The 19001-nt window shown below is 62.9% G+C and carries 15 protein-coding genes and 1 pseudogene; 9 read left to right on the top strand and 7 right to left on the bottom strand.

The features are described from left to right. Positions 1–7: 7 nt before the first annotated feature. Entirely contained in the window at positions 8–1246 is a 1239-nt protein-coding gene (locus AB4N98_RS17810) for a transporter associated domain-containing protein (RefSeq protein WP_460148848.1), read from the top strand. A gap of 191 nt (positions 1247–1437) precedes the next feature. Continuing rightward, positions 1438–2748, top strand: a complete 1311-nt coding sequence (locus AB4N98_RS17805) for an MFS transporter (RefSeq protein WP_065876669.1) — start codon at positions 1438–1440, stop codon at positions 2746–2748. Between the two features lie 95 nt (positions 2749–2843). Here the strand turns inward: AB4N98_RS17805 and purT are convergent, their stop codons facing one another. The 5 genes from purT to AB4N98_RS17780 all read right to left on the bottom strand — a co-directional run bounded on the left by purT (position 2844) and on the right by AB4N98_RS17780 (position 6034). After that, positions 2844–4025: a formate-dependent phosphoribosylglycinamide formyltransferase gene (gene purT / locus AB4N98_RS17800; RefSeq protein ID WP_017529981.1), complete on the bottom strand. Its 1182-nt coding sequence runs from the start codon at positions 4023–4025 to the stop codon at positions 2844–2846. Positions 4026–4094: 69 nt separating this feature from the next. Further along, positions 4095–4562 carry a VUT family protein gene (locus tag AB4N98_RS17795; protein WP_017529982.1) on the bottom strand — a complete coding sequence of 156 codons (468 nt, stop codon included), beginning with the start codon at positions 4560–4562 and terminating at the stop codon, positions 4095–4097. Between the two features lie 97 nt (positions 4563–4659). Next, a complete protein-coding gene (locus AB4N98_RS17790; protein WP_065876670.1) occupies positions 4660–4875 on the bottom strand; it encodes a DUF1289 domain-containing protein in 216 nt (71 codons plus the stop codon). After that, entirely contained in the window at positions 4872–5396 is a 525-nt protein-coding gene (locus AB4N98_RS17785; protein WP_116079258.1) for a gamma carbonic anhydrase family protein, read from the bottom strand. The genes AB4N98_RS17790 and AB4N98_RS17785 overlap by 4 nt, the downstream gene beginning before the upstream one ends. A gap of 35 nt (positions 5397–5431) precedes the next feature. Beyond that, entirely contained in the window at positions 5432–6034 is a 603-nt protein-coding gene (locus tag AB4N98_RS17780; protein ID WP_016971944.1) for a CoA pyrophosphatase, read from the bottom strand. A gap of 146 nt (positions 6035–6180) precedes the next feature. On the opposite strand from AB4N98_RS17780, the gene AB4N98_RS17775 reads away from it, so the two are divergent. The 7 genes and pseudogenes from AB4N98_RS17775 (at position 6181) to nagE (ending at position 14679) form a co-directional block, all read left to right on the top strand. After that, positions 6181–6729, top strand: coding sequence for an NUDIX hydrolase (locus AB4N98_RS17775; protein WP_017529985.1), 549 nt, complete (start codon positions 6181–6183; stop codon positions 6727–6729). A gap of 37 nt (positions 6730–6766) precedes the next feature. Continuing rightward, positions 6767–7270 (top strand): L,D-transpeptidase family protein, encoded by a 504-nt coding sequence (locus AB4N98_RS17770; protein WP_017529986.1) that lies wholly within the window; start codon positions 6767–6769, stop codon positions 7268–7270. Positions 7271–7530: 260 nt separating this feature from the next. Beyond that, entirely contained in the window at positions 7531–8289 is a 759-nt protein-coding gene (locus AB4N98_RS17765) for a GntR family transcriptional regulator (RefSeq protein ID WP_065876672.1), read from the top strand. A gap of 9 nt (positions 8290–8298) precedes the next feature. Then, positions 8299–9381: pseudogene (gene nagA, locus AB4N98_RS17760) on the top strand (N-acetylglucosamine-6-phosphate deacetylase); the annotation flags it as partial. Positions 9382–9396: 15 nt separating this feature from the next. Beyond that, entirely contained in the window at positions 9397–10407 is a 1011-nt protein-coding gene (locus AB4N98_RS17755; protein WP_017529988.1) for an SIS domain-containing protein, read from the top strand. A 37-nt stretch (positions 10408–10444) separates the two neighbouring features. After that, positions 10445–12955 carry a phosphoenolpyruvate--protein phosphotransferase gene (gene ptsP / locus AB4N98_RS17750; RefSeq protein WP_135196479.1) on the top strand — a complete coding sequence of 837 codons (2511 nt, stop codon included), beginning with the start codon at positions 10445–10447 and terminating at the stop codon, positions 12953–12955. A gap of 26 nt (positions 12956–12981) precedes the next feature. After that, positions 12982–14679 carry an N-acetylglucosamine-specific PTS transporter subunit IIBC gene (gene nagE / locus AB4N98_RS17745; RefSeq protein WP_460148847.1) on the top strand — a complete coding sequence of 566 codons (1698 nt, stop codon included), beginning with the start codon at positions 12982–12984 and terminating at the stop codon, positions 14677–14679. A gap of 88 nt (positions 14680–14767) precedes the next feature. Here the strand turns inward: nagE and AB4N98_RS17740 are convergent, their stop codons facing one another. Both AB4N98_RS17740 and purL read right to left on the bottom strand, forming a co-directional pair. Then, positions 14768–15079, bottom strand: coding sequence for a YqfO family protein (locus AB4N98_RS17740; RefSeq protein ID WP_017529991.1), 312 nt, complete (start codon positions 15077–15079; stop codon positions 14768–14770). A gap of 4 nt (positions 15080–15083) precedes the next feature. Then, a complete protein-coding gene (purL, locus tag AB4N98_RS17735) occupies positions 15084–18980 on the bottom strand; it encodes a phosphoribosylformylglycinamidine synthase (protein ID WP_017529992.1) in 3897 nt (1298 codons plus the stop codon). Positions 18981–19001: the final 21 nt, after the last annotated feature.

Raw genomic sequence — 19001 nt, 5'->3', positions numbered from 1 at the left:
AGCGATCATGGACAACTTGCCCCTTGGGCCGATGCTCGCGGTAATCGCCTTGCTGGTGTTATGGGCCGGGCTGTTTACCGCCATTGAAGCCGCCCAGCAACACCTGCTGGCGCTGCGCCCCGGCACGCGCCAGGGTGACAAGGCCGCGGCCCGCCTGAATTTCCCACGTAACAGCCTGATCCTGTGCAACAGCCTGTGTCGCGCCGCCGTGGTCATTCTGTGCACATTGCTGGCGATCTATGCCTGGACAGAGAACGGCCCGTGGCTGGGTTGGCTGATCGCCTGCGCCCTGCTGCTGATACTGGCCGACTACATGCCCCGCGCCTTGGCCACCCGCCATCCGCAAGCGGTGCTGGGTTTTGGCAACAGCCTGCTGGGTGTACCGCTGAAAATCCTCTACCCCGCAGCCTGGCTGCTCAATGGCATCAGCCTGCTGTTGTTGCGCCCGTTCACGCGCAAATCCGGCGTGGTGAAAAAGAGCGACGAGCCGCTGCCCGACCACGATGACGAGCCCGAGCCCGAGACCGACGAAAACCGCACACCCGGCATGCCCGGCATCCACGCCCTGGACAACATCACGGTCAATGACATCCTGGTGCCCCGCAGCGAAGTGGATGGCATCAACCTGGATGACCCGATCGAAGACATCATCGAGCAACTGCGCACCTCCCAGCGCACGCGCCTGCCGGTGTTCCACAGCGATATCAACCAAGTGCAGGCCGTGCTCAACACGCGGCAAATCCAGCACCTGCTGCCTGACGCCAGCCTGACCAAAGAGGCGCTCCTCGCCGCCTGCCATGAACCCTACTTCGTTCCCGAAAGCACGCCTCTGCAACTGCAATTGCTGAACTTCCACAAACAGCAGCGGCGCCTGGGCATGGTGGTGGATGAATATGGCGAAGTGCTGGGTATCGTGACCCTCGAAGATATCCTCGAAGAAATCGTCGGCGAGTTCGAAAACGAGCAAAGCACCGACAACCCGCATATCGAGCCCCAACCCGACGGTCGCTATATCATCGACGGCGCCGCATCGATCCGTGAGCTGAACAAAAGCCTGGGCTGGCACCTGCCCAGCGACGGTCCCAAGACCCTCAATGGTCTGGTGACCGAGGCGCTGGAGACGATTCCGGATTGCGCGGTGTGCCTGAAAATCGGTCGCTACCGCCTGGAAATCCTCGAGACCGAGGACAACCGGGTGAGCAAGGTGCTGATCTGGCATACCAGCCGGATACCCGTCGCCGCCTAACTGCCTGACCGTAAATAGCCGTCTTCCACATTTGTTTTGCGGCGTGCGGGCTCTTGTTGTAATTCCAGACCCCTTCTTATAATCCCTGCGGCTTACCCAAGCTTCGCCCGACCGCGTGCAACCCTGATCAATGGGTGTTCGACCAATAATAATCCGCGTCCAAACGCGCAATGACCGTCAGGGATACCGCCATGAGTACCACCTATAACGAAGCCGCGCCCGCCGCCCCGGCCAACTCGACCGCACGGGTCGCGACCGCCAGCATCGTCGGCACCGCCATCGAGTTCTACGACTTCTATATCTACGCTACCGCCGCGGCGCTGGTGATCGGCCCGGTGTTTTTTCCGCAGACTTCCGGCACCGCGCAAATGCTGGCGTCGTTCCTGACCTTCGGTATCGCTTTTATCGCCCGGCCGCTGGGCTCGGCGTTGTTCGGCCACTTCGGGGACCGTATCGGGCGCAAATCCACACTGGTGGCCTCGCTGTTGCTGATGGGCGTATGCACGACGTTGATCGGCTTGCTGCCCGGCTATGACAGTATCGGCGCTTGGGCGCCTATCCTGTTGTGTGTGCTGCGCTTCGGCCAGGGCCTTGGCCTGGGTGGCGAATGGGGCGGCGCGGCGTTACTGGCCACCGAAAACGCGCCCAAAGGCAAACGCGCCTGGTTCGGCATGTTCCCGCAGTTGGGCCCGTCGATCGGCTTCCTTGCCGCAAACGGCTTGTTCCTGATCCTGGCCATGAGCCTGAACGACGAGCAGTTCCGCAGTTGGGGCTGGCGCATTCCGTTCATCCTCAGCGCGGCGCTGGTGATGGTCGGTTTATACGCACGCTTGAAGCTGCATGAAACCCCGGTATTCGCCAACGCAGTGGCCAGGGAAAAACCAGTAAAAGTGCCGCTGGTGGAATTGTTCAGCCAGCATTGGCTGCCGGTGGTGTTGGGCGCCGCCTCTATGGTGGTGTGCTATGCGCTGTTCTATATCACCACAGCGTTTTCCCTGAGCTACGGCGTATCGACCCTGGGCTACAGCCGCGAAACCTTCCTCGCCCTGCTGTGCTTTGCCGTGTTGTTCATGGGCCTGGCCACCCCCTTGGCCGCCCTGGCCAGTGATCGCTATGGGCGCAAGCCGGTGCTGATCGTCGGTGCGATCCTCGCCATCCTGTCGGGCTTCACCATGGAGCCCCTGCTGACCCACGGCTCAACCTGGGCCGTGGCACTGTTTCTGGCCTTGGAGCTGTTCCTGATGGGCGTGACTTTCGCCCCGATGGGCGCGCTGTTGCCCGAACTGTTCCCGACCCGCGTGCGTTATACCGGTGCTTCGGCGGCGTATAACCTGGGTGGAATCGTCGGTGCATCGGCCGCACCGTTCTTCGCAACCAAGCTGGTGGCGATGGGTGGCCTGAGTTATGTCGGAGGGTATGTGTCGGCGGCAGCGTTGCTCAGCTTGATTGCCGTGCTGTGCCTGAAAGAGACGCGGGATAACGACTTGAACAAGGTCGCCTGATAAACCGCAATCGGGAGCAAGCCCCCTTCCCACACTCGACCGCATTCCAAAGGCTATACGCGGTTAAATGTGGGAGGGGCTTGCTCCCGATGCTGTTAGAGCTCTACGACAACAGCTTGGGAAGCCCGGGTCGCCTTGGCCCGCGCCGCTTCGATCGACTCATCCCGCGCCAACGCCACGCCCATGCGGCGCTGGCCATTGACTTCTGGCTTACCAAACAAACGCAACGCCGTATCCGGCTCGCTCAAGGCGGCGCCGAGGTTGGCGAATGCGGTCTGGGTTGACTGCCCTTCCACCAGAATCACCGCCGAAGCCGAAGGCCCGAACTGACGGATCAAAGGAATCGGCAGGCCGAGAATCGCGCGCGCGTGCAGGGCGAATTGCGACAGGTCCTGGGAGATCAACGTGACCAAACCGGTGTCATGCGGGCGCGGCGATACTTCGCTGAACCACACCTGGTCGCCTTTGATGAACAGTTCCACGCCAAACAGGCCGCGGCCCCCCAAGGCTTCGGTCACGGCTTTGGCAACGCGCTCGGATTCGGCCAGGGCTACCGGGCTCATGGCCTGTGGCTGCCAGGATTCCTGATAGTCGCCTTTCTCCTGACGGTGGCCGACTGGCGCACAGAACGTGGTGCCTCCGATGTGGCGTACGGTCAGCAGGGTGATCTCGTAGTCGAAGTCGATAAAGCCTTCGATGATCACGCGGCCTTTACCGGCACGCCCACCCTCTTGGGCGTAGTCCCAGGCCTTCTGCACGTCGTCGGCGCTGCGCAGCAGGCTCTGGCCCTTGCCCGACGAACTCATCACTGGCTTGACCACGCAGGGGAAGCCCAGGTCTTGCACGGCCTTGCTGTAGTCTTCGAAGGTATCGGCGAAGTGGTAAGGCGAGGTCGGCAGGTCCAGCTCTTCGGCGGCCAGGCGGCGGATGCCTTCACGGTTCATGGTCAGCGACGCGGCGCGCGCGGTCGGGATCACCGTGAAGCCTTCAGCTTCCAGTTCCACCAGGGTGGCGGTGGCGATGGCTTCGATTTCCGGCACGATGAAGTGCGGCTTTTCGGCTTCGATCACCGCACGCAGGGCGGCGCCATCGAGCATATTGATCACGTGGCTGCGATGCGCCACTTGCATGGCCGGCGCGTTGGCATAGCGATCCACGGCAATCACTTCAACGCCCAGGCGTTGCAGTTCGATTACCACTTCCTTGCCCAGCTCACCGCAGCCACACAGCAAAACGCGGGTCGCGGTTGGCGACAATGGAGTTCCGATTCGGGTCATCTCAGGTCCTCAGGGGAGCGGATCATGGGGAGAAAGGCCGGCATTTTACATGAACTACAACAATTGGCCTCAGTTGGCGACAGCCCGCTTGCGCAAGCGCCAGGCCATGATCAGCCACACCACCGTAACCCCGGCGAATTTCGAGGCCAGTGCGGTGCCCACCACCGCCGGCGTCAGGGCGCCGATCAGGCCGAAGAAAATGAAGGTGTCGAGGGGAATGCTCAGCGCCGAACTTATCCACAGGCGGTCGTGCAACGGGCGCTTGGTGATGCTGAACACCAGCCAGTCGATGCACTCGGACACCGCAAATGCCGTGGCACTGGCCAGGGCAATGGCCGGGTCGGAGGTGATGTACGAGAGCACCAGCGCCGCCAGCATGGCAATGATCGCACCATGGCCGAAGCGGGTTTGCACCATGTCGCGCAAGACGAATACCAGGCCGCCCCAGGCGGACCAGATCACGTCCAGGTGCGGAGCGGTGGAAAAGGCGAAGTTGATCAGCACGACGCTGCTGATGTAGGCGATCAGGAAGAGCATTGGAAGTGGACCTGTGGATAATCTCGCACAGGGTACACAAATAAATACACGTCGTCTGGGAGGGCCTCATCGGGGGCTTGCTCCCGATAGCAATCGATCAGGCATCCGAGCGCTTGGGCGTCATCCATACCAACCCACTCGCCACCGCCCGCGCATGGCACAACACCAGCACCGCCCGGCGCTCGGCGTTATCCATGCGGCTCCAGCGCGTAATCTCATCCACAGTGCGCTGGCAGCCGGTGCACATATCGTCATCATCCAGCGCGCAAATACTTACGCACGGCGAGGCAACGGGGCGTTCAACCGGGTTCATTCCGGCTGCTCGATCAGGTCCCGCGCGTAACGCTGAGCGTTATGCACATAGTGCGCAGCGCTGGCTTCGAGCATCCGTTTCTGCGCGTCGGTCAGCTCACGCACCACCTTGCCCGGCGAGCCCATCACCAGCGAACCATCGGGGATTTCCTTGCCTTCGCCAATCAGCGAGTTGGCGCCGATGATGCAATGCTTGCCGATCCTGGCGCCGTTGAGGATCACCGCATTGATACCGATCAGGCTGTAATCGTCCACCGTGCAACCGTGCAGCATGGCGTTGTGGCCGATGGTCACGCCGGTGCCGAGGGTCAGCGGGTAGCCCATGTCGGTGTGCATCACGCTGCCGTCCTGCACGTTGCTGTTCTTGCCGATCAGGATCAGTTCGTTATCGCCACGCAACACCGCGTTGAACCAGACGTTAGCGCCCTCCTCCAGCTTGACCTTGCCCACCAGCGTTGCATTGGGGGCCACCCAACTCTGCGGATGCGTCTCGACGCGGGCGTCGCCCAAGCGGTATTTCATGGTGTGTCCTCACGGCTCGCCATTCACACGATGGCTTAGATATTGATGAAACTCTTGGGCGGCTGATGCAGGCTGATCTTGGCATCGTCATAGAGCAGGTTGATCAGCTCCACGATCATGATCGCCGTCAGCCCCCAGATTTTGTATTCGCCGAACCGATAGCTGGGCACATACCAACTGCGGCCCTGGTAATCGATGCGGTGGGTATGTTCGCGTGGGTCCTGTCGGAAAAAGTCCAGGGGCACGCTGAAAACGGCGGCGATCTCGGCGTCGTTGGCCAAGTATTCGACGTAGTCGGGTATCACCCCCACATACGGCGTTACGCGGATGCCATGCAGGGAAATCAGCGGGCTCAACGGGCCGATCACCTCGACCAGCCCAGGTGGCAGGCCGATTTCTTCTTCGGCTTCACGCAGGGCGGTGAAGATCAGGTCCGGGTCTTCGGGGTCGCGGCGCCCGCCGGGAAAGGCCACTTCGCCACCGTGGGTCGACAGGCCACTGGCGCGCAGGGTCAGGATCAGCTCAGGTTCGTCACTGCGGGTAATCGGCACCAGCACCGCAGCCTCGGGGAAACGCCCATCGGTTTCCAGCGTGTGGGGGGTGTGATTGCTTACCCGGCGAAGTAGCTCGTCCAGCATGAGTCATCTCGGTCTGTTGGCTACCTTGCATCATGCACCAAAGCGTGCGGGCGCCCAACCCCAAAACCCGGTGGGTGTCGCTAAACGACAACTTGCAGGGCCTTGCCCGCCACGCCAAGATAGACGCACTTTCCAGGAACCCCAGCATGAATTTCTGCAGCCAGTGCGGCAAACCGGTGACCCAACGCATTCCCGAAGGCGACGCGCGCCTGCGCTTTGTGTGCGATCACTGCTCGACCATCCATTACCAGAACCCCAATATCGTTGCCGGTACCGTGCCGGTGTGGGGCGACAAAGTGCTGCTGTGCCGCCGCGCCATCGAGCCGCGCCTGGGTTACTGGACCCTGCCCGCAGGCTTCATGGAAAACGGCGAAACCGTCGAACAGGCGGCCATGCGTGAAACCCTGGAAGAAGCCTGCGCCCGCGTGCGCAACCTGAACATCTATACCCTGATCAATGTGCCGCACATCAGCCAGGTGCACATCTTCTACCGCGCCGAGCTGATCGACCTGGACTTTGCCGCAGGCCAGGAAAGCCTTGAAGTGAAGCTGTTCGATGAAGCCGATATCCCTTGGTCCGAGCTGGCTTTCCGCACGGTAGGGCGTACCTTAGAATGCTTTTTCGCTGACCGTCGCCAACAGGCGTACCCGGTGCGCAGCGAGTCCGTGCCACCACTTGCCAAGCCCGCCCAATAACAAGCCGGCCGATCGTCGCCAAAGGGATACCGTTTCAATGCGTTGGTTGCTTGCTCTGCTCTGCCTGTCGTTCGCTACGCTGTCGTCGGCCTCCACCCTGCAAACCCTGGGCGGCAAACCTGTCGAAAAAGTCCTGGTGCTTAAATCCGCCCATCAGTTGCAACTGATCAACGACGGCAAGCCGTTCAAGACCTACCGTATTTCCCTGGGCAAAAACCCCAAGGGCCACAAGCTGATCGAAGGCGACCGCCGCACCCCCGAGGGTTTCTATTGGATCGACTGGCGCAAGACCAGCGACCGCTTCAACCTGGCCATGCATATTTCCTACCCCAACATCAGCGACGCCGCCCGCGCGCGCCGCGAAGGGGTGAAGCCCGGCAGCATGATCATGATCCACGGCACTCCCGACACCGAGGACTACCCCGAGCAGTGGTTCCACACCCTGGACTGGACCGACGGCTGCATCGGCATGCGCAACGTCGACATGCGTGAAGTCTGGAGCCTGGTCAAAGACGGCACGCTGATCGAGATTCGCCCGTAATCGTCGACCGTTCGTAAAATAATTCAAAAAAATCCCCTTCCCCCACAGCCCCCGCCGGTGAATACCAGTGCACGGCACGGGCTGCGTCGTTCTGCGCGCGATAAAGACCTCTGTAATACCACTTGCCGCCAAGCTCCGTTTCAGGGCCTTGGAATGGCGATTTGCACCGTTTTGGCGGCATTGACATGGTATTTAAGTGGTATTAATTTCCGGCCAATACCGGGCGACAACACTCCAATAACGCATCGGAAACCTGACAGATGAATCCCATCCTGGCCCTGCGCCCCGACGGTAAACAGTCCACGCCGCTGTACCTGCAATTGGCGCGCAAGCTCGAAGCCGCCATTCACGCCGGAGAGTGGAAATCCGAACAGGCGTTGCCCTCCGAGCGCGTACTCAGCGAGCAATTGAGCATCTCGCGAGTCACCGCTCGCAAGGCGCTGCAAGTGCTGTTTGACCAAGGCCTGATCCGCCGCAGCCAGGGCTCCGGCACCTTTATCACACCACGCCTGGAACAGCCGCTGTCGCGCCTCTCGGGGTTCAGCGAGATGTTGCGCCTCAAGGGTTTTGTGCCTACCTCCCAATGGCTGGAGCGCGATATCACCCAGCCCACCCACGAAGAGCTGATCCGCCTGGCCTTGTCGCCTACCGACAAAGTGGCGCGCCTGAAGCGGTTGCGCAAAGCCGATGACACGGTCATGGCGATTGAAATGACCACCCTGCCCGCCACCGTGCTGCCGCAACCGCAAGCCATCGGCAACTCGCTCTACGAGTACCTGGAAAGCATCGGCAAACCCATCGTGCGTGCCCTGCAGCACATCCAGGCGATCAACGCCTCGGACGAGTTCGCCGCCCTGGTAGGCATCGCCCCGGGCACCGCCATGTTGCTGATGACCCGCGTGGGCTACACCGCTGACAACACGCCGATAGAAATCACCGACACCTACTGCCGCAACGACTACTACGACTTCGTGGCAGAGCTGCGCAGATACGACTTTGCCGCCGAGTTGCGGCCTTAGAGAACTGCCATGTCCGAAGACAATATCCTCACGCCACACGGCTGGATTCGCGGCCGCCTGGTACACGCACACGGCAAGGTGGTGGCCATTGAAGGCACGCCTTGCGACCCGGCTGAAAACGACTTGCCCTACCTGCTGCCGGGCTTTATCGACCTGCATGTGCACGGCGGTGGCGGTAAGGACATCATGGAGGGCATCGAGGCCTTCGAGACCATCACCCGCACCCACGTGCGCTTTGGCACCACCTCGCTGCTGGCCACCACCATGACCGCGCCGGTGGCAGAGATCTCCCGCGTGCTCGGCCAGCTCGGCGCCTTCTGCGAGCAGCGCCCTACGGGCAGCGCCCGAGTACTTGGCGTGCATCTGGAAGGCCCCTACATCAATCCGGGAAAACTCGGCGCCCAGCCCAATTTCGCCCACACCGCCTTGATGGAAGAAGTCGAAGCCTACCTGCGCCTGGCGCCGATCCGCGTGATCACCATCGCCCCCGAAATCGCCGGCCACGACCTGCTGATCCGCACCCTCAGCGAGCGCGGGGTACGCATGCAGATCGGCCACACCCTGGGTAGCTATGAAGAAGGCGTCGCCGCCCTCGCCGCCGGCGCCACCAGTTTCACTCACTTGTATAACGCCATGAGCCCGCTGCATCACCGCGAGCCGGGCATCGTCGGCGCCGCGCTGGCCCACGCCCAATACGCCGAATTGATCCCGGACTTGCTCCACGTCCACCCCGGCGCCATGCGCGTGGCCCTGCGTGCGATCCCGTGCCTGTACTGTGTGACCGACTCCACCGCTGCCGCCGGTATGCCCGACGGCGAGTACAAGCTGGGCAGCCACACCGTGACCAAGTGCCTGGGCGGCGTGCGCCTGGCCGACGGCACCCTGGCCGGCAGCACGCTGACCATGGACCAGGCACTGCGCAACCTGGTGAAGATCGGCCTGCCCATCAGCGAAGCCTCACAACGCCTGTCGCAATTTCCTGCGGACTACCTGGGCCTGGAAGAACGCGGTCGCCTGCAACCCGGCAGCTTTGCCGATTGTGTGCGCCTGGACCGCTCCCTGCATCTGACCGACGTAATGGTCGAAGGAGACACCCTTGACTTCAAAATGCTTGAAGAGGCCTTGGCCTCCTGTGACGCGGTCGTCGCCCAATTACAGCGCCTGACCCCGATACTGGAAGAGATCGCCGGCCGCCTGCGCCGCCAGCCGCCGCAAGTGGCGATGACCATTGCCCGTGGCAGTTCGGACCACGCCGCCAGCTACTTCGCCTACCTGACCATGCAGCATCTGGGGGTTGCGGTCGCGTCGTTGCCGATGTCGGTGGTGACCTTGTTGCAAGCGCCGTTGAAGGTTAGCGGCCAAGTGGCCTTCGGGTTTTCGCAGTCGGGGCAAAGCCCGGACCTGGTCAACAGCCTGCGCCTGCTGCGCAAGCGCGGTGCCTTGAGCATCTCGCTGGTCAACGCTGAAGACTCACCTCTGGAAGCTGCGTGCGAGTTCCACGTGCCGCTGTGCGCCGGGCCCGAACTCAGTGTGGCCGCCACCAAGAGTTTTATCGCCACCCTCAGCGCCAGCGCCCTGTTGGTCGGGCACTGGAATCAGCAAGCGGACTTGTTGCAAGCATGCCAGGCGCTGCCCGAGGGCTTGCGCGACGCCGCCAAACAGGATTGGCGCCATGCCGTCGACGCCCTGCGTGACAGCCAGCGCTTGATGGTGATCGGCCGTGGCGCCGGTTTTGCCATCGCCCAGGAAGCCGCGCTCAAGCTCAAGGAAACCTCGGCGATCCAGGCCGAAGCCTTCAGCAGCGCCGAAGTGCGCCACGGGCCGATGGCCTTGATCAATGAGAACTACCCGCTGCTGGTGTTCGCCCCGCGCGGCGCCGAGCAAGCCGGTTTGCTGAGCCTGGCCGCCGACATGCGCCAACGCGGCGCACGTGTATTGCTGGCCGCGCCGGACGATATTGCCGAACGCGACCTGACCCTGAGCCGCGCCGAGCACCCGAGCCTGGATCCGATCCTGGCCATCCAGAGTTTTTATGTGATGGCAGCAGGGCTGGCGGTCGCACGTGGCATGGACCCGGACCAGCCGCGTCATCTGAGCAAAGTCACCCGCACCCACTGAGTCGATCGCTGCGTTTTTCCTGATGAGTACCGTGCCCATGTCCAACAACAATAAAGAACTCACACTCAGCGCCCCGTTGAGCGGCCCCGTGCTGACCCTGGGCCACGTTCCCGACGAAGTGTTCGCAAGCCACGCCATGGGCGACGGCATTGCCATCGACCCCCTCAATGACAGCCTGCATGCGCCGTGTAACGGGGTGATCCTTCATGTCGCGCGCACCGGCCATGCCCTGACGATCCGCGCCGACAACGGTGCCGAACTGCTCATGCATGTGGGGATCGACACTGTGCAATTGAACGGCGAAGGCTTTGCGTTGCTGGTCAAGGAGGGCGCGCGAGTGACAGAGGGCCAGGCGCTGCTGCGCTTTGATCTGGACCGCATTGCGCGCCAGTGCAAAAGCCTGGTCAGCCTGATCATCCTGACCAATGGCGAGCGCTTCGAGTTGCAGCCTCTGGCGCGCCAAACGGTCAAGGTCGGCGAGCCGCTGATGCGTGTACTCGCTCGCTCGACAGCCCTTGATGACACCGCTGTGGATAACTCGAGCGCTGAAGCCGGCGCCAGCGTACGCGTGACCCATCGGGGCGGCTTGCATGCGCGGCCTGCGGCGCTGATCCGCAAGACAGCGCTGGCGTTCAGCAGCCAGGCACGCGTGCATTACGGCGCGAAATCGGCGCCGTGCGACAGCCTGGTTGGCTTGATGGGGCTGGGGATTGGCGAAGGCGATGAAGTACGGGTCACCTGCCGTGGCGAGGATGGCGAAGCGGCGTTGCAGGCGTTGATTGCCGCCCTGTCAGTGCCGGCCAAGGGCGAACATTCCGAGCCTGTCGCGGCGACACCCCGCCGGGCGAGTACCGAAGCCAACGTATTGCAAGGCGTGTGCGCGGCGCCGGGCCTGGCGTGCGGGCCGTTGTTCCGCCTCGCCGGGATTGAATTGCCGGCCGATACCGGCACCCATTCGGCCGATGACCAACAGCAACGCCTGGACACCGCCCTGGAGCAAGTGCGCAGCGACATCCGCACCACCCTGGGCCACGCCCGCCAACGCAAACATGTCGAAGAGCAAGAGATCTTCGCCGCCCATCTGGCCCTGCTGGAAGACCCGGCCCTGCTCGAAACCGCCACCGCCGCCATCCAACACGGCAGCGCCGCCACCCACGCCTGGCGCGATGCGATCCAGGCTCAATGCACGGTGCTGCTCGCCCTGGGGAAGCCCCTGTTTGCCGAACGGGCCAATGACCTGCGTGACCTGCAACAACGCGTACTGCGCGCATTGCTGGGCGAGGCCTGGCACTTCGAGGTGCCGACGGGCTCGATCGTCAGCGCTCACGAGTTGACCCCGTCGGACCTTTTGCAACTGAGCGCGCAGCGTGCGGCGGGCATCTGCATGGCCGAAGGCGGCGCCACTTCACATGTGGCGATCCTGGCGCGCGGCAAAGGCCTGCCCTGTGTGGTCGCGTTGGGCGCTGAAGTGCTCGACGTGCCCCAGGGCCAGCGCGTGGTACTCGACGCCGCCAACGGCCGCCTGGAGCTGGCGCCCAGCGAAGCCCGTCACGCCGAGGTGCACCAGATTCGCGACGCGCAAAAACTGCGCCGCCAACAGCAGCAGGCCCAGGCCCAACTGCCCGCGCGCACCACTGACGGGGTCAGCATTGAAGTGGCCGCCAATGTAGCCTCCAGCAGCGAGGCCCAAGTGGCCTTTGAAAACGGCGCCGATGGCGTTGGCCTGCTGCGCACCGAATTCCTGTTCGTCGACCGCCACACGGCGCCGGATGAACAGGAGCAGCGCCAAGCCTATCAAGCCGTGCTGGATGCCATGGGCGACAAGTCGGTGATCATCCGCACCATTGACGTGGGCGGTGACAAGCAACTCGACTACCTGCCGCTACCCGTCGAGGCGAACCCGGTGCTGGGCCTGCGCGGTATTCGTCTGGCCCAGGTGCGCCCGGAATTGCTCGACCAGCAATTGCGCGCACTGCTGCAAGTGAGCCCGTTGGGGCGCTGCCGCATCCTGTTGCCGATGGTGAGCGAGGTCGACGAACTGCTGCAGATACGCCGGCGTCTGGATGAGTTGTGCGTCGAGCTGGGCCTGACCCAGCGCCCCGAACTCGGCGTGATGATCGAAGTGCCCGCCGCCGCGTTGATGGCCGAGCAACTGGCCGAACATGCGGACTTTCTGTCCATCGGCACCAATGACCTGTCCCAGTACACCCTGGCCATGGACCGTGACCACGCGGGCCTGGCCGCGCGCGTCGACGCCTTGCACCCGGCGCTATTGCGGCTGATCGCCCAGACCTGCACCGGCGCCGCCAAACATGGGCGTTGGGTCGGCGTGTGCGGTGCGTTGGCGTCCGACCCGCTGGCAACCCCCGTGCTGGTGGGCCTGGGCGTGCGCGAGCTGTCGGTCAGCGCGCCGCAGATCGGTGAAATCAAGGACCGCGTTCGCCACCTGGACGCGGCGCAATGCCGCCGACTGAGCCAAGACCTGCTCGACCTGAACAGCGCCAAGGCCGTTCGCCAAGCCTGTGAACTGCACTGGCCGCTGAGCTGACAACAACAAGAAAAAGGAGACTCGCCATGTATCAACACTTTATTGAAGGGCTGCAACGCCTGGGCCGTGCGCTGATGCTGCCGATCGCGATTTTACCGATCGCCGGCCTCCTGCTGCGCCTGGGCGACACCGACTTGCTTAGCATCGCGGTGATGCACGATGCGGGGCAGGCGATTTTCGCCAACCTCGCCTTGATCTTCGCCATCGGCATCGCCGTGGGCTTTGCCCGCGACAACAACGGCACGGCGGGCCTGGCCGGTGCGATTGGTTATCTGGTGATGATCTCCACGCTCAAGGTCATGGACTCGACCATCAACATGGGCATGCTCGCCGGGATCGCCAGCGGCCTGATGGCCGGCGCGCTGTATAACCGCTTCAAGGACATTAAGCTGCCGGAGTACCTCGCATTCTTTGGTGGGCGGCGGTTTGTGCCGATTGTCACCGGGTTCTCGGCGGTAGGCTTGGGCGTGATCTTTGGTCTTATCTGGCCGCCGATCCAGCACGGCATCAACAGCTTCGGTGTACTGTTGATGGAAAGCGGCAGCCTCGGCGCGTTCGTGTTTGGCGTGTTCAACCGCCTGCTGATCGTCACCGGGCTGCACCATATCCTCAACAATATGGCGTGGTTTGTGTTCGGCACGTTTACCGATCCGGCGACCGGCGCAGTCGTGACAGGCGACCTGACCCGCTACTTTGCCGGCGACCCCAAAGGCGGCCAATTCATGACCGGCATGTTCCCGGTGATGCTGTTCGGGCTACCGGCGGCGTGCCTGGCGATCTACCGCAATGCACTGCCGGAGCGCCGCAAAGTCATGGGCGGGATCTTCCTGTCAATGGCGCTGACCTCGTTCCTCACCGGGGTGACCGAGCCGATTGAGTTCGCCTTCATGTTCCTCGCGCCGTTCCTCTATTTGTTGCATGCGCTGCTCACCGGCCTGTCGATGGCCGTGACGAATATGCTGAATATCCACCTCGGTTTTACCTTCTCCGGTGGGTTTATCGACATGGTGCTGGGCTGGGGCAAATCGACCAATGGCTGGCGGGTGATACCGGTAGGCCTGGCCTACTCGGTCATCTACTACACGGTGTTCAGCTACTGCATTCGCCGCTTCAACCTCAAGACACCGGGGCGGGAAGATGTCCAGGTGACGCAGGCGCATGTAATGAATGATAACCAGCGCGCAACGGCGTATATCCGAGCCCTGGGCGGTGCCGATAACTTGCTCAGCGTCGGTGCTTGCACCACGCGCCTGCGCTTGGACATGGTCGATCGCAACAAGGCGGTGGATGCCGAGTTGAAAGCACTGGGTGCGATGGCCGTGGTGCGGCCGGGTAACGGCGGCAGTTTGCAGGTGGTGGTCGGCCCGATGGCCGATAGCATCGCCGACGAAATTCGCCTGGCGATGCCGGGTTTTGTTGCCACGCCTGCGGTCGCGGCGGCCCCTGTGGATAACCCGGCTGCGGTGAATGTGCAGGAAGCCGAGAAATGGCTGAGCGCCCTGGGTGGCCGGGCCAATGTGCGCCAGTTGGAGGCGGTGGCGATGACCCGGCTGCGAGTGGAGTTGGGGGATGATTCGAGGGTGTCCGAAGCCGAGCTGACGGCGCTCGGATGCCAAGGTGTGAGCCGACTGGATAGTGGGGTCTGGCACCTGTTGGTGGGCGATGACGCTTCGGGGTTGGGTGAAGCGTTGGAGCGGTTGGTTACTCGCCCGATCAATGCCTGATCCGCTCTAAGGCCTGAGGCCCTGCTGCCAACAAAAAACCCGCTGACCAAACTGGTCCAGCGGGTTTCTTTTTTATGCAATTAACGAATCAAAAATCCGCCAACTGCCACACCTCATACGCCGGTGTCTCATACGGATGGCTGAGCTTCAACGCAGCCACGACAGCCACGATTAACTCATCCGCCACCACCAACTCAACCTTCCACTCATCAACCACTTCAACCTGGCCCACCTGCCCGATAAACGGCTGACTGCCGTCCAACGCGCGAAACTGGCCCTGGCCCAGCACTTGCCAGGCGCAGCTGTCGTAGTCGCCGATGCGCCCGCCGCCGGCTGCGAAGATGGCGGTTTTCACCGTCTCCACATGGCTGTCGGGCACGAAGAAGGCGAGCTTGTACACCGTCTTAGTTCACCCACACGCGCGCGTTGCGGAACATGCGCATCCAGGCGCCGTCTTCGTTCCACTCTTCGGGGCGCCACGAGTTCTGCACCGCGCGGAATACCCGCTCCGGGTGCGGCATCATGATGGTCACACGGCCGTCGCGGCTGGTGAGGCCGGTGATTCCGCGCGGCGAGCCGTTCGGGTTGGCCGGGTAGGTCTCGGTGACCTTGCCGTGGTTATCCACAAAGCGCAGGGCCACGGTGCCGGACAGGTCGGCTTCGAGCAACGCTTCTTCGCTGCTGAATTCGGCATGGCCTTCGCCGTGGGCGATGGCGATGGGCATGCGCGAACCGGCCATGCCTTGCAGGAAGATCGAGTTGGACTCCTGCACCTGCACCATGGCCACGCGCGCTTCAAACTGCTCGGAACGGTTACGCACAAAGTGCGGCCAGAACTCGCTGCCCGGGATCAGTTCGCTGAGGTTGGACATCATCTGGCAACCGTTGCACACACCCAGGGTGAAGCTGTCGTTACGTTCGAAGAAACCCTGGAACGCATCGCGGGCACGGCTGTTGAACAGCGCCGACTTGGCCCAGCCTTCACCGGCACCCAGCACGTCGCCGTAGGAGAAACCACCGCAGGCCACCAGGCCTTTGAACTCATTGAGGTCAACGCGACCGGCGAGGATGTCGCTCATGTGCACGTCGATTGCGTTGAAGCCGGCACGGTCGAACGCAGCCGCCATTTCCACCTGGCCGTTGACGCCCTGCTCACGCAGTACGGCAACTTGTGGGCGGATGCCTTTCTTGATGTAAGGCGCGGCGATGTCCTGGTTGACGTCGAAGCTGAGCATGGTGCTCAAGCCCGGGTTGTCTTCTTCCAGGATCACGTCGAATTCCTGCTCGGCGCAGTCGGCGTTATCACGCAGGCGCTGGATCTGGTAGCTGGTCTCGGCCCACTGGCGTTGCAGCAAGCGGCGCTGACCGGTAAAGACCGTGTCGCCGTTGAACGAGATATTGATTTCGCCGTTGTTGATCGGCTGGCCGATCACGGCCACGCAGTCGTCCAGGCCAGCGGCACTGAATTGGGCGAGCACGTCCGGGGTAGCGTCCTGGCGCACCTGGATCACCGCACCCAACTCTTCGTTGAACAGGATGCCGTTGATTTCGGCAGCATCCTCGGCAACGCTGTCGAGCACGATGTTCAAGCCGCAGTGACCGGCGAAGGCCATCTCGACCACGCTTGTCAGCAAACCACCGTCGGAACGGTCGTGGTAGGCCAGCAGGTGACCGTCGGCGTTGAGGCCCTGGATCACGGCGAAGAAGGCCTTGAGGTCTTCGGCGTCGTCGACGTCCGGGGCCTGCTTGCCGAGCTTGCCGTGGGTCTGCGCCAGGATCGAAGCGCCCATGCGGTTCTGGCCACGGCCCAGGTCGATCAGGATCAGGTCGGTGGTGCCCTTGTCCATGCGCAGTTGCGGGGTGAGGGTCTGGCGGATATCGGTAACCGGCGCAAAACCGGTAACGATCAGCGACAGCGGCGAGGTCACGCTCTTGTCGGTGCCTTCATCGTTCCAGCGGGTGGCCATGGACATGGAGTCCTTGCCCACCGGAATGGTGATGCCCAGTTCCGGGCATAGCTCCATGCCGACAGCCTTGACGGTGTCGTACAGGCGCGCATCTTCGCCGGGGTGGCCGGCAGCGGACATCCAGTTGGCCGACAATTTGATGTCGGACAGCTTGCCGATGCGGGAAGCGGCGATGTTGGTGAGGGTTTCACCGATGGCCATGCGGCCCGACGCCGGAGCGTCCAGCAGGGCCAGCGGCGTGCGCTCGCCCATGGCCATGGCTTCACCGGTGTACACGTCGAAGCTGGTGGCCGTGACGGCAACGTCAGCCACCGGCACTTGCCATGGGCCGACCATTTGGTCACGGGCAACGAGGCCGGTGATGGTGCGGTCGCCGATGGTGATCAGGAAGCTTTTGCTGGCCACGGCCGGGTGGTGCAGCACGCGCTCGATACTGTTGGCCAGGTCGAGGTGGCTTGGGTCGAAATCATCGCCCAGCTCGGTTTCGCGTACGGCCGAACGGTGCATGCGCGGGGCTTTGCCCAGCAGCACTTCGAGTGGCATGTCCACCGGGCTGTTGCCGAAGTGGCTGTCGGTAACAGTAAGCTGCGGTTCGGCAGTGGCTTCGCCGACCACGGCGAACGGGCAACGCTCGCGTTCGCAGATGGCCTGGAAGCGCGCGAAATCGTCAGGGCCGACGGCCAGTACGTAGCGTTCCTGGGATTCGTTGCTCCAGATTTCGTGCGGGGCCATGCCCGGCTCGTCGTTTGGAATATTGCGCAGTTCGAAACGGCCACCCCGCTCGCCATCGTTGACCAGTTCCGGGAAGGCGTTGGACAAACCACCGGCGCCGACGTCATGGATGAAGCTGATCGGGTTCTTGTCACCCAACTGCCAGCAACGGTCGATGACTTCCTGGCAGCGACGTTCCATCTCAGGGTTTTCGCGCTGTACGGAGGCGAAGTCCAGGTCGGCCGAGCTGGTGCCGGTGGCCATGGAGGAAGCCGCGCCGCCGCCCAGGCCGATGAGCATGGCCGGGCCGCCGAGCACGATCAGCTTGGAGCCGACCAGGATCTCGCCTTTCTTGACGTGCTCTTCACGGATGTTGCCCATGCCGCCGGCCAACATGATCGGCTTGTGGTAACCGCGCACTTCATCGCCACGCGGGGTGGTGATGGACTGCTCGAACGTACGGAAGTAACCGGTAAGTGCCGGGCGCCCGAACTCGTTGTTGAACGCGGCGCCGCCGAGCGGGCCTTCGATCATGATGTCCAGCGCGGTGACGATGCGCTCAGGCTTGCCGTACGGCACTTCCCATGGCTGTTCGAAGCCTGGGATTTGCAAGTTGGACACGGTGAAACCGGTGAGGCCCGCCTTTGGCTTGGCGCCACGCCCGGTAGCGCCTTCGTCGCGAATCTCGCCGCCGGAACCGGTGGCTGCGCCCGGGAACGGGGCAATCGCGGTCGGGTGGTTGTGGGTTTCAACCTTCATCAGAATGTGCACCGGCTCCTGCACCGCGCCGTACTGGCGGGTTTGCGGGTCCGGGAAGAAACGGCCGGCGACGCTGCCGACGATGACCGAGGCGTTGTCCTTATAAGCCGACAGAACGCCTTCGCTGTGCATCACGTAGGTGTTCTTGATCATGCCGAACAGGCTTTTTTCCTGGCTTTGGCCGTCGATATCCCAACTGGCGTTGAAGATCTTGTGCCGGCAGTGCTCGGAGTTGGCCTGGGCGAACATCATCAGTTCGATGTCGTGCGGGTTGCGCTTCAAGCCGTTGAAGGCGTTGACCAGGTAGTCGATCTCGTCTTCGGCCAGGGCCAGGCCCAGTTCGGTGTTGGCCTTTTCGAGAGCGGCGCGGCCGCCGCCGAGTACGTCAATCGCGGTGAGCGGCTTGGGTTCGGCGTGGCTGAACAGGCCGGCGGCCTGTTCCAGCTGGCTGACGATGATCTGGGTCATGCGGTCGTGCAGGCTGCTGGCGATCAGCTCGGCCTCGGCATCGCTGAACTGGCCAGCCACGTAGAACGCGATCCCACGTTCCAGGCGCTGGATCTTGTCCAGGCCGCAGTTGCGGGCGATGTCGCTGGCCTTGCTCGACCAGGGCGAGATGGTGCCGAACCGTGGCAGAACCAGGAACAAGCGGCCGGTCGGCTCTTGAACGGGAACGCTTGGGCCGTACTTCAGAAGGCGTGCCAGCACTTGCTGTTCGTCGGCGGTCAATACGCCGGTAACGTCGGCGAAGTGAGCAAATTCAGCATACAGGCCTGTAACCGCTGGAACCTTCTGGCTCAGTTGTTCAAGGAGTTTGCTGTGGCGAAAGGCAGAAAGGGCAGGAGCGCCGCGCAGGATCAACATCTTCGGGACAGCCTCGGGAAG

Source organism: Pseudomonas sp. S3_E10 (assembly GCF_054667615.1).
Note: the sequence above shows the minus strand (reverse complement) of the source record. Positions and strands in the feature narration are given on the sequence as shown.

Coding starts and splice junctions, on each gene's coding strand:
- AB4N98_RS17810 (WP_460148848.1), top strand. CDS start 8: ATGGACAACTTGCCCCTTGGGCCGATGCTCGCGGTAATCGCCTTGCTG.
- AB4N98_RS17805 (WP_065876669.1), top strand. CDS start 1,438: ATGAGTACCACCTATAACGAAGCCGCGCCCGCCGCCCCGGCCAACTCG.
- purT (WP_017529981.1), bottom strand. CDS start 4,025: ATGACCCGAATCGGAACTCCATTGTCGCCAACCGCGACCCGCGTTTTG.
- AB4N98_RS17795 (WP_017529982.1), bottom strand. CDS start 4,562: ATGCTCTTCCTGATCGCCTACATCAGCAGCGTCGTGCTGATCAACTTC.
- AB4N98_RS17790 (WP_065876670.1), bottom strand. CDS start 4,875: ATGAACCCGGTTGAACGCCCCGTTGCCTCGCCGTGCGTAAGTATTTGC.
- AB4N98_RS17785 (WP_116079258.1), bottom strand. CDS start 5,396: ATGAAATACCGCTTGGGCGACGCCCGCGTCGAGACGCATCCGCAGAGT.
- AB4N98_RS17780 (WP_016971944.1), bottom strand. CDS start 6,034: ATGCTGGACGAGCTACTTCGCCGGGTAAGCAATCACACCCCCCACACG.
- AB4N98_RS17775 (WP_017529985.1), top strand. CDS start 6,181: ATGAATTTCTGCAGCCAGTGCGGCAAACCGGTGACCCAACGCATTCCC.
- AB4N98_RS17770 (WP_017529986.1), top strand. CDS start 6,767: ATGCGTTGGTTGCTTGCTCTGCTCTGCCTGTCGTTCGCTACGCTGTCG.
- AB4N98_RS17765 (WP_065876672.1), top strand. CDS start 7,531: ATGAATCCCATCCTGGCCCTGCGCCCCGACGGTAAACAGTCCACGCCG.
- AB4N98_RS17755 (WP_017529988.1), top strand. CDS start 9,397: ATGCTTGAAGAGGCCTTGGCCTCCTGTGACGCGGTCGTCGCCCAATTA.
- ptsP (WP_135196479.1), top strand. CDS start 10,445: ATGTCCAACAACAATAAAGAACTCACACTCAGCGCCCCGTTGAGCGGC.
- nagE (WP_460148847.1), top strand. CDS start 12,982: ATGTATCAACACTTTATTGAAGGGCTGCAACGCCTGGGCCGTGCGCTG.
- purL (WP_017529992.1), bottom strand. CDS start 18,980: ATGTTGATCCTGCGCGGCGCTCCTGCCCTTTCTGCCTTTCGCCACAGC.